At 35.6% G+C, this 14338-nt stretch carries 11 protein-coding genes and 1 pseudogene; 2 read left to right on the forward strand and 10 right to left on the reverse strand.

Features of this window, described 5'->3' with window-relative positions; genetic code table 11:
* Positions 1–14 precede the first annotated feature (14 nt).
* The 8 genes and pseudogenes from bgaS to CSP5_RS00735 form a co-directional block, all read right to left on the reverse strand.
* On the reverse strand, positions 15–1487 hold the full coding sequence (gene bgaS, locus CSP5_RS00700) for a beta-galactosidase BgaS (RefSeq protein WP_148689448.1): 1473 nt from the start codon (positions 1485–1487) through the stop codon (positions 15–17).
* 131 nt (positions 1488–1618) lie between these two features.
* Entirely contained in the window at positions 1619–2638 is a 1020-nt protein-coding gene (locus CSP5_RS00710; protein ID WP_148689450.1) for a TrmB family transcriptional regulator, read from the reverse strand.
* 385 nt (positions 2639–3023) lie between these two features.
* Complete coding sequence (locus CSP5_RS00715; RefSeq protein ID WP_148689451.1) at positions 3024–3812, reverse strand: ABC transporter ATP-binding protein; 789 nt, start codon at positions 3810–3812, stop codon at positions 3024–3026.
* Positions 3793–4752: an ABC transporter ATP-binding protein gene (locus CSP5_RS00720; protein ID WP_148689452.1), complete on the reverse strand. Its 960-nt coding sequence runs from the start codon at positions 4750–4752 to the stop codon at positions 3793–3795. The genes CSP5_RS00715 and CSP5_RS00720 overlap by 20 nt, the downstream gene beginning before the upstream one ends.
* 17 nt (positions 4753–4769) lie before the next feature.
* Positions 4770–5429 (reverse strand): ABC transporter permease, encoded by a 660-nt coding sequence (locus tag CSP5_RS00725; RefSeq protein WP_241869822.1) that lies wholly within the window; start codon positions 5427–5429, stop codon positions 4770–4772.
* 150 nt (positions 5430–5579) lie between these two features.
* Positions 5580–5696: pseudogene (locus CSP5_RS10020) on the reverse strand (hypothetical protein); the annotation flags it as partial.
* Positions 5693–6700, reverse strand: a complete 1008-nt coding sequence (locus CSP5_RS00730; RefSeq protein WP_241869824.1) for an ABC transporter permease — start codon at positions 6698–6700, stop codon at positions 5693–5695. The gene CSP5_RS00730 and the pseudogene CSP5_RS10020, both read right to left, overlap by 4 nt.
* 9 nt (positions 6701–6709) lie before the next feature.
* Entirely contained in the window at positions 6710–8593 is a 1884-nt protein-coding gene (locus CSP5_RS00735) for an ABC transporter substrate-binding protein (protein WP_148689454.1), read from the reverse strand.
* A 117-nt stretch (positions 8594–8710) separates the two neighbouring features.
* Between CSP5_RS00735 and CSP5_RS00740 the strand changes: the two genes are divergently transcribed.
* The gene (locus CSP5_RS00740) at positions 8711–10663 is read left to right on the forward strand and encodes a glycoside hydrolase 5 family protein (protein WP_148689455.1); all 1953 of its coding nucleotides are present in this window, start codon (positions 8711–8713) and stop codon (positions 10661–10663) included.
* A gap of 19 nt (positions 10664–10682) precedes the next feature.
* Here the strand turns inward: CSP5_RS00740 and CSP5_RS00745 are convergent, their stop codons facing one another.
* The gene (locus tag CSP5_RS00745) at positions 10683–11861 is read right to left on the reverse strand and encodes an MFS transporter permease (RefSeq protein WP_148689456.1); all 1179 of its coding nucleotides are present in this window, start codon (positions 11859–11861) and stop codon (positions 10683–10685) included.
* 119 nt (positions 11862–11980) lie between these two features.
* Here CSP5_RS00745 and CSP5_RS00750 point away from each other — a divergent pair, with 119 nt between their 5' ends.
* Entirely contained in the window at positions 11981–12934 is a 954-nt protein-coding gene (locus tag CSP5_RS00750; RefSeq protein ID WP_148689457.1) for a Gfo/Idh/MocA family protein, read from the forward strand.
* Between the two features lie 47 nt (positions 12935–12981).
* Here the strand turns inward: CSP5_RS00750 and CSP5_RS00755 are convergent, their stop codons facing one another.
* Positions 12982–14220, reverse strand: coding sequence for an NAD(P)/FAD-dependent oxidoreductase (locus CSP5_RS00755; RefSeq protein ID WP_172399367.1), 1239 nt, complete (start codon positions 14218–14220; stop codon positions 12982–12984).
* Positions 14221–14338: the final 118 nt, after the last annotated feature.

A 14338-nucleotide genomic window follows, 5' to 3' on the forward strand; every position in this document is an offset into this window, starting at 1 on the left:
TAACATTTCCTATTTTATTTTACCATCCATTCTAAATCTTCCGGTATGCCTCTGTGTTCAGAAATGTACTTAAAAACTAACGCGCTTGGTCGCATTTGAATCTTTTTAGTCTCTTGATCAACGCCAAGTAAACCAAATTTCATCCCAAAACCAGATGACCATTCGTAGTTGTCTAAAAGTGACCAATGAAGGTATCCTCTAATATCCATACCATCCTTAATTGCCTTTTCCACTTCGTAAAGATGACAAACAAGATATTTTGGTCGCAGCGAATCAGTTGAATCAGCAATACCATTCTCAGTTACGATCATAGGAAGCCCATAGTGTTCATGGTAATCTTTAAGAACGTGGTATAGTCCCTCTGGATACAATTCCCATCCAAAATCGCTCACTTCACGTCCAGCTTTACTTTTCATTCCAGCTACTGCGTTGTGACCATAACCTTTCACAGTTACATATCCACTTTCTTTGCTAGCTATTACGTTCCTGGTGTAATAATTCACTCCTATCCAGTCCAGTTTTCCTTTCAGGTCTTCTCTTCTTTCTTCTGATTTCTCTTTAAACTCTTTGGCTTCGTTTATGATTTTCGCCCATTTCATGTCTCCAAAAATCAGAGAATTAAAAAATGAATGCCTTTCATTGAAAAGAGCCATTTTTGTAGCTTCCTTGTCATTCTCTTTCTCTGGTACCAGATCTGCGTTTGCGTAAATCAATCCAATTGGTTGCTTAGTAAACTTTTTCATTTCGTCGTAAGCTCTTCCAATTGCTTCTATAATATGTTTTTTAGCGAGGTTTCCTGCTTCAATTGAAGGGTATGCCGGTGGAAAACCAGTTTTGACGTTGAAATATCCATTTCCAAAAACCACGTTGGGTTCATTCATAATTGAAAACTGATCTGCTATATAATCAAATTTCCATGCCAAATAAGCTGAATACTTTACAAACTCAATAACAGTCCTGTGATTCAGCCAGCCATTCTGTTCATTCTTGAGTCCATTTTTTCTAGAAATTATTGGATCATGCAACGAAAGAGGCAATGGCCAGTGATAAGCATTTATTATTAGCTTCATTCCATTTTCCTTAACGTTTTCAAATATTTCCTTATAGTGTTGCAGCGCTTTCTTATTTACAACATTATCCATATCATTTAATATTTTTTCAGTTACATTTATGGATATTATATCGTCATTGTTTTGTTCAACGTCTACCTTAATCTCAGGAGTAGCTTTTGGAAAAAGTCTTGTCCACTCTACCCCTAACCTAAACGCATTAGAACCAAGTGACCTAGCCATTTGATTGTATGTTTTATAAAGATCCCAATATGCAACACCAGTTTCTGGTTGGTCCCCAGAAACTAAACCTGTCTTTATGTTGTTTTCATCGTGAACCCATTTCCACCAGTCTGAATTTTCGTCATTATCACTAATACCCATTTCAGATTGAAAACCTGCGAGAGAAAATCCAAGCAAAAAGCCATCCTTAAACATATTTTAGAATCGGTCTTTATCATAAATATATTTGCAAATACTACTAAGATTAATTGCTTCTGGTAATACTTGGGAGAAAAATGAAAAATTAACAACTGGTGATATTTTGTAATCTTAATCAAACACACAAATTAATGTATTATGTAAAAAGTGACATCGATCATCTTTACTTGTTCCAGTTTCCCATTTCTTCCTCCGACTGTAATTTCACCATTTTCACTCAAAATGTTAAATGATTGTATTTTACCAGGAATTCTTGTTATTGAAATAACATCACCTCCTATTGTTATAATTTCTTCATTCATCACTCCAAGTACCGTAGCTCGAAGACGTTTTCCCTTAGCCATTAGGTTCTCTATGGCATCACATGCTAGCCAAGAAGTGGTCACTTTAAATTCGTGTTTGTAGAAATTAAAATCGATAATATAATTTGCTGGAAGCCAGTTCATAAAAAAATAATAATAACTCATTATATCCATTAGTTCATCTTCCTGCAAGAAGACTGAATAGTTTGATTCGAGTGAAACGGATCTTCCATTAAAGAAAGAAATCTTTCTGTCAATTATTACCATCTCTGCGTTAGTCATTTCACTCGTTTTGAGTATTCCTATTTCTGAGATAATGTCAATTATCTTTCTATCTAGGTTGTTATTTAAAACGAAACATAGGGTAACCCCATTCTGATGTGCCTTTTTTAAGCTAGATATAAGCGTCATTATTTTTTCGCTCGGTAAAGAAAAAAGAATCTCAGACTCTGCATTTTCTATAGCATTTTCTAATTTATTTTCAGCGGTGCTACTATTTTGGATAAATAGCATATTAGGAACCCTAACAGGGAAATTCTTTCTACTTTTCTTAACGTAGTCTTCAAGGCTGGATAAGTATTTCTTCATATCATCCAGTTCTGACTTAAAAGCCTCCTCTGGCATGACTGCTTCATAAGATTTTTTTAGTCTTGAACTAATAATTACCAACCCTTTCCTTTGAAGTTTACCAAGTATGTCGTAAATCCTAGGTTGTGGAATTCCCGTTTCTTTTATTATATCCGTTGGTTTCATTGCACCGTTTAACAAAAGGCAGGAATAAGCTTTAATCTCATACTTTGAAAGATGGAACCTTTCAAGTTCTTCAAAAATTTCTTCTTCAACCATAAATTGATAGCCTTAAACAACCTAATAATATTTTGCAACCATTCGCGGAAATTTACTAAATAAATGTTCATAGAATTTAATCTCAGAGTCGGGAAAACCTTTAGGGTTTAAAGACTCTATCTTATTTAAACAATTCCAAATATATACTTACTTTATAATATGATTCTCCTATGGTTGCTTTTTAAAATTAAAGAAAAAATCTTTATATATTCAAATATAAGTGAGCCTTTACCACGAGAAAAGTCGTTCACTGTTATTGGAAAAAGTTAGTTAGACTGATATTAAAGATTCGTATGATATTTAAAAAAGCCTTAGCCTGAAAAAGCAATATTTTTCCATTTAAACTCTATAAAAAATGTGGCATGATCTTATGTTAAAAAGATTTTTAACCTATTCTTTTGTAAGGATCAGGTGCAGCTTCTATTAGTTTCTTGGTATAGTCTTCACTTGGAGAGCTGATAACATCCGCTGTCTTACCAGATTCCAAAATTCTGCCATCATTAATGATGTAAAGTCTATCAGTCAGGTAACTAACTGTGCTTAGATCATGGGTTATATACAGAATTGAAACTTTTCTTTTATTTCTTAGATATTTAAAAAGTTCTAAAATAGTTGCTCTAATAGAGGCATCTAGCATGGAAACCGGTTCATCAGCTATCAATAGAGACGGAGACGTTGCCAGAACCCTTGCTATGTATGCCCGTTGTCTTAAACCTCCTGAAAGTTCATGTGGCATTTTCCACCTGAAATTTTCCTGAGGTATTAGAGATACGTCTGCTAGAATATCATTTATTGTTTCCTCGATATTTTGTGCATTTCTAAGTTTTAAAGGGCGTCTTATATGCCAGTCTACATTGTGTGTTGGATCTAGAGATGAGTACGGATCTTGAAAAATAAGCTGAACATTTCTCCGATATTCCTTTAATTCTTTTCCTTTAATATTTGTTATATCCTTTTCATTGTATAGCAATTTTCCTTCCGTAATTCTGTTCATCTTAAGTATTAAATTAGCTATTGTAGACTTTCCACTTCCACTTGCCCCTACCAAGCCAATTATTTCAGCCTTATCAACAAACATGTTAATGCCATGGAGAACTTCCACAAAATTCTCAGATCCTCTTTTGCCCTTTACATCAAATCGTTTAACTACATCTTTAAGCTCTAGAACGTGCATTGTTTATAGCCTCCTTTTTCCAATCTGGGTATCTTATGCAACTGTATTTAGTTCCATCTTCCTCTATTAGGATTGGTCTTCTTTCTCTACATTCATTAATCACAAAAGGACATCTTGCCGAAAAAACACAACCTTTCGGCGTTTCTGAGAAATCCAATGGCTCTCCCGGAATAGGATTTAACTTGTTTATTGACTTAGACATAGTGGGAATGCTATCAAGAAGTAATTTAGTATATGGATGTTTTGCATCTGTAAGAAGTGCCTTATAAGGTCCCATTTCCATTATATTTCCACCATATAGAACCAGTACTCTATCTGATATCTGAAAAAGTACCGAAATATCATGTGTAACTATAATTATAGACAATGACAGTTTTTTTTGAATCTCTTTTATAGTTTTTAAAATCTCATATTGAACAAGCACGTCAAGTCCTGTGGTAGGTTCATCCATAATTATAATTTTGGGTGAATACAACAGTGCCATTGCGATTATGACTCTCTGTTTCATCCCACCACTTATTTCATGAGGATATCTATAAAGAACATCATAACCCAGATGTACAATATCAAGAACTCTATGTAAATCCTCAGTATTCATTTCTCTTTCATGAGACTCTATTATGTCCATAAACTGATCTATAATTTTTTTCACGGGATTTAGAGAGTTCTGTGTTCCTTGTGGGACAAAACTAATAAACTCTCCTCTTACTTTTCTTAGTTCCTCTTCTTTCATTTTTAACATGTCTTTATTATCTATTTCCACGTTTCCTCCCAGTATATACCCTGGATATGATAGTGAGTTAAAAATTGAATAAAGCAGTGTAGTCTTACCCGAGCCAGATTCTCCGGATATCCCTAAAATTTCCCCATCCATTAATTCAAAGCTGAGATCATCAATTATCTTTACAAATCCTGATTCACTCAGATACCCGGAAATCATATTTTTAACCTCAAACTTCAATTCTTATCACCTATTTTCTTTAACGACTTTTGGATTTTTTTCCTAGAATAAACTCTCAGCGTTGGATTTGCTATTTCATCAAAGCCACTGTTGAGTAATGAAAAACTCATCGCCAAACCCCCGATCGCAATAGAAACGGGTATATACCACCACCATTCACCTGAAAGATATGCTTCATTGCTAATAGCCCAATACAGCATTGTTCCCCAGTTGATAGAATCAACGTTACCAAGACCAAAGAACTCTATCCATGTTAATCCAAGTACTCCGTACATTGCAGCGAAGAAAAAATTGCTAACTATCAATGGAAACATATTTCTAATAATCTGTCTGAATACTATGCTTAAATTTGACTCTCCTATAAGTTTTGACGATTTAATGAAATTTCTGGTAGCAAGACTCTTAGTCTGAGACCTTAAAACTCTTGCACCCCATGCCCAACCAGTAATCGATAACGCCAAAAAGATAGCAATGTAACTGAAAGAGATCCCTATTCCAATAAATAAGCTACCAATAATAATTACAATCATGATTCCAGGGATTATGACAAAAACATAGCTAAGACCATCTAAAATCTTATCTGTTTTGCCACCAATCAAACCAGCACTCAATCCAACCAAAATAGAAATTAAAGTTGATACAAGACCAACTGCCAAACCAACACCAAGAGTGGGAGCAGCCCCATATAAGAATCTTGAAAACAGATCTTCTCCATACGCATTAGTGCCTAAAATATGGGAAAAACTTGGACTCAAATTGATAGCGAAAGAATTAAAACTTGGTGAATACGGCGAAAAGTCGGGCCCAAAAATTGCCAATAAAATGTATGCTATTAAGAGGAAAAACCCAATTGATGATTTTTTGTTCGAAAAAATTCCAGAATTTATAAATTTTTTAATTAAATTTGAGAGTGATAAGGTCATTGCGAATCACTCCTAATTCTTGGGTCCATTATTCCATATAATATTTCTGTAATAAAGTTAGCAACTAACGAGATCAAAACTATAACAATGAAAATACCATTAACAAGTGGATAATCTAAACCTTCAATTCCTTGATAAAGGTATTCCCCCAGACCTTGATATGAAAAAATCTGTTGTATTAGTATAACTCCAGTTATAGAAACTCCTATGGATATGCCAAAGCTAGTCATGTTTGGTAAAATGGCGTTTCTTGTAGCATTCTTTCTCATTAATTTCTTCTTTACGCCCATAAGTTCAGAAAATTTAAGGAAATCGCTATTCAGAATGGTTACCATGTTGTTTCTCATACCAAAAACCCAACCAGACAGGGTAGTAAGTACAAGAGTTGAAACTGGTAATATAGCATGATAGGCAACACTGGATATAAATGTTAAATTTAAGCCTGGGGTTAATCCCAGTTTGTAGGCATTTAAAGCTGGAACAACATTCAAGTCAACAGCAAATATTAGCATAAGTATGACTGCAAACGCAAATGCTGGAATTCCATACATGAACATTGGGATGAGTGTTGAAAGAGAATCTTTCCATGTACCTCTGGATAATGCAGCCACTCTTCCTAGATAGTTTCCAACATAAAATGATATGACTATTGGTACAACCACAAGAAAAATAGTCCACCAGAACGAGTCTGCTATAATTGTTGCGACAGGCTCTGGAAAATATATGATAGAGACACCAAGATTTCCGTGAAACAAGTTTGATAAGTAACTAAAGTATTGAATATATAATGGTTGATGTGATATTCCTAGTTCAAGGTCTATTGCTTTAATCAGAGTAGGGCTCACATATGCTCCATTAGCTGAAAGTCTTGCAATCACGGCCTCGGCAGGATTACCTGGAATTAATCTTGGGAGCGCAAATCCGACAGTAACTGTAATAAAAAACAAAACTATGAAGTAAACCACTCTATCAAAAAAAAATTTATATCTCATACTCTCACTCATAAAAGAAAATTATTTGTTAAATTTTTTCTCCTTTTTGTTTTTATTTATATATGCATAGGACACAGCAACTGCAGCAATTATAACGATCGCAGCTATGATCCCATAGATGTAGTTAGATATTGGGGTTTTTGATGGTGTAACAGTTACGGATGGTTTTTGATCTGCTCTATCGAAGAGGTGAAGTGCAACAACTTCAAGTGCTGGGTTTTGCCATGGTGCCCCAACCCAGTAGTTATTGTTAGCAGTTGGGAATCCTCCTATTGTTTTGTTGTTGTATTCATACCATATAGCTGCGTTAACCGTAGTTACAACAGGGTCGTTTTTCATAATTATGCTTGCCATTTTATTTATAAGTATGTTTTGGTCGTTAACGTTTGTGGTCTTTGAATATTCCTGTAAATATGTGGAAAAACCATCGGTCGAGGAATTGAATCTTTCCCAGTCAGTTGTTGCTGTTTGGCCTATTGGAGTTACATTTCCACCATCATAATACTGACCATAAAACCCGTAGTATGGATTAGGCCCCCATTCGGTGTTGGAGTACTGAATTATCCAGTAATTTCCAGTTTGCATATCGTTGTACAAAGTGCTATAAACCGGAGTAACAACTGTTAATGTTATACCTATGGCAGCCTCTTCCTGAGATATGATTGATATATCTGCATCCCAGTCTGTCCATCCAGCTGGAGTCATTATTGTCATCGTTGGAACTAGGGTTCCATTTGGTTCAACCAACTGTCCTTTACTATTCCACGTATATCCGTGTTCACTTAATATTTTTTTGGCAAGAGATACATTATATTGAGAAAGGTAATTCGCTAATTTTAGATTTGTACTGTTTAATACTGAAGATTGGGATTCCATCAAACTTAATCCAAGGGCTGGTGTTTCATACCCATATTCACCCTGCATGTAAAGTTTAGTCCTGTTAATAGCGAAACCCATAGCTTCTCTGAAGAATGTTTGGTTTAATGGAAATCTCATATTGTTCATCTGCTCGGCAACTGGCGTTTCATATCCAAAGTAGTAACCATAATTAGCTGGGTCTTTAGACACATATAATTTCTGAAGTCCTGGTATGAATAAACCACCCCATGACACCTGCCCATCTTCAAGCGCTAAGTCTGCTGCATTGTTACTGGTATAAGCATAATAAACTATGTGCGATAAATGTGGTTCATTAGGCTGCCAGTAGTGGGCATTAGCACTTAATTCTATCTCACTTGAAGAAACACTTGTCAATACGAAAGGACCTGTTCCAACAGGTTTTGGATTGGTATATGTCACAGGATTTGACACATTTTGCCAGATCTGCTTTGGAACAATTAGGACTAAGTTCAGGTAGTAAAACGATGGTACATTTGGTGTCTTGTAAGTGAACTGCACTTCATATTGGTTTACCTCACTTACGGAAGTGATATAATCCCAAACAGAGTATGAGTCAAGTGCAGGATACTTCTTCATAAGGTTAAAAGTAAAGACAACATCACTTGCATTGAATTTCATTCCATTACTGAATGTTACATTCTGTCTGAGATGCACAGTAAGTGTCAAATCTCCATTGCTCCATGCATAACTAGTCGCGAGCCAGGGAATCGTGGTGCCATTTAATGGATCAATCTGAAACATTGGTTCATATATTAATGACTGGACTCCATTAGGGTATATAGAAGAGCTGAAAGGATTAAATGAATCAGTGAATGACTCATAAGGGGATGGTAAAACTATGGCTGTCCCTCCAGATTTAATAGCAGTACTATTGGCTACATCACTAGTTACATTTCCACTTTGTGAACTATGTCCCAAGGGAGTATCGCTGGCAATGATTCCATAAAATGCGGTACCTACCATGAGAAGCGTCACAAACACTATCAATAATTTTGTCGCTTTCATAAAACTAAATATCTAAAACAGTATTTATAGATTCAAAATACTTACAGTCAGTAGTGACATTTGGTCAAAACTCGATCATCCCTATCAAATATAAATATGCGTATTTTCTAGGCATACATGATGGAAAATAAATGGAAAGATAATTTCTTGTTAGGGGTAAATTATTGGCCAACAAGACAGAATATAAAAATGTGGAAAAACTGGGAACCAGAAGAGATTTCAAAGGATATAACTTCCCTATCAAAGCTTGGTACGACAACATTGCGAGGTTTCATTCTGGACGAGGATTTCATAGATAATTATGGGAAAATAAATCAGGAAGCGCTGAAAAACCTATCTCAATTTCTAGACATCTGTGCTTCCCGTGGGCAAAATGTAATGCTTACATTCATGGTAGGTCATATGAGTGGAAGAAACTGGTTTATACCGTGGGCACCTGAAAACCGGATCTATGACTATGAGTCCATAATCAAATTCACTGAGTTTGTGAAAACTATAGTGGTTAGATTCAGGAATCATCCAGCTATCGAAGGATGGTTAATGAGTAATGAAATGAGCATAGTTTTAGAGCCAAAGGATAAGTATCAAGCTCTTTCAATTGAAAAATCATTCTACCAAACTGTAAAACTTTATGATCCAAAACATCTGGCTTCATCCGGAGAAGTTATTTCTTATCTCCAGGAACCACAAAACATAGAAGGCTATTCGGACTATTCTGGGCTGCACATATATTTTTATGATAATGATAAAATAAGACATAGATTCACCTATGGCTCTATGTTAAGAATATACTCAAACGATGGAAATAACAGAAGTTTTCTTGAAGAATTCGGGTTTAGTACAAATCAAGTATCAGAGGACTCTCAGGGAGAATTCATTTATTCCATACTATGGTCATCCTTTATTAATGGCTCTCTTGGTGCCCTTATCTGGTGTAGTTCAGATTTTGAACAGATAGAAGACCCACCTTACGAATGGAGATTGATAGAACTTAATTTTGGATTGATGGATAACCACAGAAATCCTAAACTATCGGGAAAACTATTCAAGAAATTTTCAGACGAAATAATGGAACTGGAAAGCAGTGGAATAAAAAGTAAAGATTTTTCAGAATCATCTAACGCCTCTGTTCTTGTACCTTTCTTTATATCCAATGAATATACGTCAATTGATCCTAATTACAAGAGACAGCTTTTCAGTAGATTTCCAAATGGGCTTACAATTTCCATTCAACTCATGAAAATGGCAAACATTGAGAATAGTGCATTTTACGAAGACAACATTACAGAAAAGATAGAATCGAAGAAACTCATAATAATACCATCAACTCCTACATTGAAGGCAACATCTTGGTCGAAAATCATGGAAGCGAGTGAAAAAAAGCAAGTAGGCATATATGCTTCAACATTCCGGGGAATTAGCGGTAAGATTTCGCTAAATAATTATCATGAATCATTTACTTATCTCTGGGAAGAATTATTTGGATTGCAAAATGTACTGGAAGCTGGTGAAAAAGGAATTCATTACAGCGAAAAAATCACATTAAACTTCCTGACAAACTTTGGGAAGATTAAAAAGGGAGAAAAGATAGAACTCATTCTTGACGAATTGCAAGTATATTCATATAGGGTAAAGGTAAAAGATGCCCAAGTAATTGCTCAGGATCAGTTTGGAAATCCTATTTTCACCAAATCAAACAAAGGCAAGAACTTCTTTATGAATATCCCAATGGAGCTTATTCTATCTTCTATTGAAGAAAATAATTGGAATCAAAAATATCACGAGATATATAGAGAGATAGGGAAAATGAGTGGAGTAGCTGTGGAACATGAATCAACATGTCCATGGATAGAAATAGGAAGAAAGGAAGTTAACCATGGAGAATTCTTGGTAATGATTAATCATGGTCCGGAATCAGTATCTATTATATCAGACATAAACAACGATTTCGTTAAAATTGGTGGAAACGCTGAGATAAAAAAAGTGGAGAGAAATAATATAGAAGTTCTGTTCCCTTCCGGAGGCATACTGGTGTTAAAGATTAATAAAATGAGAAAGCAAACTAAATAGAATCAAATATCACAACCAATCACTTCTTAGAATTTCTCAATACTGGAATATATCCTAGAACAGATGTGGCAAAAAGTGGCAACGTTGCTATCGCATCATAAAGTGAGAAGTAGTCTGCCACAAATAGTATACCGGCAAGAGAAAGAACACGTCCTGCTACCAGATAGTATTCCCTATTTATCCAAAAGTGTCTTGTTCTCTTAAAACCATCAAGATATTGCATAAATTCACTCACACCAAGATTAGAAAGAGGTGTTATGAAAAACAATATTATAGAAGATGCGAGAAATATTAATATTAGGGTATATGAGAATCTGACAATATAGGCAAGTGACGAAAGTATAACAAGAAATATTGCATAAGGCACATAACGTTTCACTTTCTTTTTCATATATGGAGCAATTGCATTGGAAACGAACCCAACAGAAGCTGTAACAGTCCCGTATATACCTGTGAGGACAAAATTCCTAGTCAAATAGAAAACATAAACTGGAATAACTGCACTCATCACCATTCCCAGAATTGATGAAGTAAAAAATAATAACCTGAACTTTCCATATTTATCTTCCTTTATTATTGTATTTTTTACATGAAATTCTCCCCCCTTTTCTCCGCTTGATCTAACAAGAAGGGATACAATTCCTGAAAGGAGAAGCAGAATAGAGGCAAGAAGAAAATCGTTAAGATACCTTTCTATACCTGTTGCAAAAGAATAGGCAATAAGTAGACCAGCAACTAAAGGTGCAACGAGTGAATTAAGGTTTGATACTGCAGAATTTATTGAAAGAAAGTTAAACCTCTTTATCGTCTTTGAGATCGCCAATGTAAATGTCGCATTGCCTGCCCAAAAAATACCTGATGAAACCCCATACAGTAACCCAAAATATACAGCATTTCCCGAGAAAAAAGGAGAAATAAAAAGACTTGATATTACAGCAGCTTTAAGGAAAGTACCGATAGAATATAGAAATCTAGCACTAACGTATGCAATTAAATATGTGCCAACAAGAAAGAATAATGTTTGAGAAATCTGAAGTGATAACTGGTAATATATCACATCACTTATGTTATTTGAAGTGAAGAAAAGTACATTTATGAAGATCCCAAACAACCCATTAGAAAACGAGAATAACCCATATGATACATAGTACTTCAAAGGGTCGAAATTGGATTTCCCTTCTCTCCCTTCTAAATTCATCCACTTATATCTCTTTAAATAAAATAGTAATCCCGTTTATATCCATTTTTCTTTACTACTGTAAATAGTTTAAAGATCACAAATATTAAGGTAAAATATGAGTTTGTTATTTGATCAATATGAATATATTGCTACTGGGAGGAAATGGTTTTGGTTTTGTTCACGCAGAGAGCTACAGGAAACTTGGGTACGATTTTTCAGTGTTTTCAAGAAATGAGGAAGTTTTGAAAAGATACAGAGACGAATTTCATGTTAAGAATACGTATAATGATCTCAACGAGGCAATGAATTCTTCTCATGACGTAATTGATATGGTAATGCCACATTATATGCACAGAGATCTGGCTGTGAGAGCCATGAAGGAAGGCAAAAATGTACTGATAGAGAAACCTATCGCAGGCACTCTCGAAGAAGCAAGAGAGATGATAAAAGTGTCCAAAGAAAACAATGTAAAATTCATGGTAGCAGAACAGTATCATTTTGACTCCTCACTAATTCATTCAATGGAATACGAGAAAAAAGGGATGATTGGAAGAGTACACACAATCATAGTAAGAAGTCAAAACCAGTTCAACAACCAGGGATGGAGAACTAATGAAAAGATGATGGGTGGTGGTGCGCTAATAGATGGAGGAATACACTTCATTGAAGCATTGCTGGATCTGGGTGGAGAGTATGAAGATATAATTTCAAGGGTGTATAAGGGAAAGTCATCTATAGAGGGAGAGGATAACACTGTTTCTCTTATCAAATTCAGATCAGGTGCCACAGGAATTTTCTACTATTCATGGAACTATATTTCTTCCCCTGATGTTCCGTCATTTGAGGTAATAGGAACTGAGGGGAGCATATATGAATTCAGGGGTATGAGGGAACCTGGTCAACCAAGAACTGCTTTCGGTATGCCTGTACTCAATGGAAAGATACAGAAAATTAAGGAGGTTGATGTTTTCGATGCAGAAATATCTGGGTTCCTGACAACTATTGAAAGAGACGAGGAAGTTCCATATTCCCCTGAACTGGCATACAGAAATCTAAGTACAGTTCTTGAAATGTATAGAAATTCAAGATAGTAAGTTTAAGTGCAAATAAAATATTGAAATTTTATTTTTCCAGAATATTACACACTGAATCTTGATGGAGAGAAGAGATCAAATTCTTCAGGTATTTTCCCACCATCAATCAGTATGGAAGCCAGCCTTCCCATCTCACCTGAATGCATTACCCCCTGTCTGCAGTTACCTGTTGCCCAGAAGAGATTGGTGAATTTTGAAGACTTTCCAAGGATGGCCAGACTATCAGGTGTGCAGGGTCTCATTCCTGAACTTTTACTTGCAGGTTCTATTCCATCCAGAAATTTGAACTTATCACTCATTACTCTCTTAAGGTATTCAAAGCGTTCAGCTGGTGGTTTGAATGACTGCCCTCTAAACTCGAAGAAGCTTGTCGCCTTGAGACTGTTACCCATTGGTATTGCATACACACCATCCTCACTAAATTCAACAGGCATATGAGGTCTTTCCTTTACATCATCATATGTAATACTGTGACCCCACCCTGGGGCAAGTGGCAGCTTCAGACCAAACATGGAGGCAATTACGGTGCTACCCATTCCAGATGAGATAAGAAATTCATCGCCTTTTATAGCATCACCACCAGAAACAACGTGTTTCACTGAGCTACCATTCATTTTTACACTTTCAATATCATTCTCAATTACCTCAATGCCTGATTCCCTGTTAATCCTCCTCATTTCGCTTAGTAGTTTTCTAGGATTAAGTGAAGATTCTTCCGGGTAATAAATGCCAGATAGCTTTTTTGTTCCAAGTGCGGGCTCCCTTTCAAGGCATTGTTCAGGTAAAAGAACCTCAAATTTAACTGTTCCATCTTTCCTTAACTCTTCTGAAATCTTTGTCATCTCTTCCTGAGTTTTGAAGGTTTGCAACAATCCGGTATGTACAATATCAATACCCATACTGTAATTCTCAACAAATTCATCCAGAATTTTCATCGATCCAGTAGTCAGCATATACTGGCTTTTCTTCCCACTTTCAGATAAAATCTTATGCCTGCTTCTTGAATAAGCAGAAAACCATGATAAATTGGAAAGCATGAATCCCATGCCAAGCCTGACAGGGGAATCTCTCCTGAAGAGCCACTTCATATTGCCTTTCAACCCCTCATAATCAGGAAGAGGAAAACTTAACCCTGGTCCCACAAGTCCTGCGCTTGACCATGCAGCCGAATTCGTGATTTTCTTGCCTGAAATCCATTTTACACTGTTTCCACTTTTCCTGAGAAAATATGAGGAAAAGGCCCCAACAGGTCCCCCACCGACAACAACTATATTTTCATTCAATTCAGGAATGAGATCAATTGCCTAATTAAGGTTTTGGAAAAGGGTGTTAGCCATTCAGTCAATAAGTTTCTCTCAGAATAAAAAAAATTATTTAATTTAAATTCACTATATATTATCA

This window comes from Cuniculiplasma divulgatum, assembly GCF_900083515.1.
GTDB classification, from domain to species: Archaea; Thermoplasmatota; Thermoplasmata; order Thermoplasmatales; family Thermoplasmataceae; genus Cuniculiplasma; species Cuniculiplasma divulgatum.

Bases quoted from the DNA above. Each gene is read 5' to 3' on its own strand.
- CSP5_RS00730 (WP_241869824.1), bottom strand. From the start codon at position 6,700: ATGAGTGAGAGTATGAGATATAAATTTTTTTTTGATAGAGTGGTTTAC.
- CSP5_RS00750 (WP_148689457.1), top strand. From the start codon at position 11,981: ATGAATATATTGCTACTGGGAGGAAATGGTTTTGGTTTTGTTCACGCA.
- CSP5_RS00710 (WP_148689450.1), bottom strand. From the start codon at position 2,638: ATGGTTGAAGAAGAAATTTTTGAAGAACTTGAAAGGTTCCATCTTTCA.
- CSP5_RS00735 (WP_148689454.1), bottom strand. From the start codon at position 8,593: ATGAAAGCGACAAAATTATTGATAGTGTTTGTGACGCTTCTCATGGTA.
- CSP5_RS00720 (WP_148689452.1), bottom strand. From the start codon at position 4,752: ATGATTTCCGGGTATCTGAGTGAATCAGGATTTGTAAAGATAATTGAT.
- CSP5_RS00745 (WP_148689456.1), bottom strand. From the start codon at position 11,861: ATGAATTTAGAAGGGAGAGAAGGGAAATCCAATTTCGACCCTTTGAAG.
- bgaS (WP_148689448.1), bottom strand. From the start codon at position 1,487: ATGTTTAAGGATGGCTTTTTGCTTGGATTTTCTCTCGCAGGTTTTCAA.
- CSP5_RS00715 (WP_148689451.1), bottom strand. From the start codon at position 3,812: ATGCACGTTCTAGAGCTTAAAGATGTAGTTAAACGATTTGATGTAAAG.
- CSP5_RS00740 (WP_148689455.1), top strand. From the start codon at position 8,711: ATGATGGAAAATAAATGGAAAGATAATTTCTTGTTAGGGGTAAATTAT.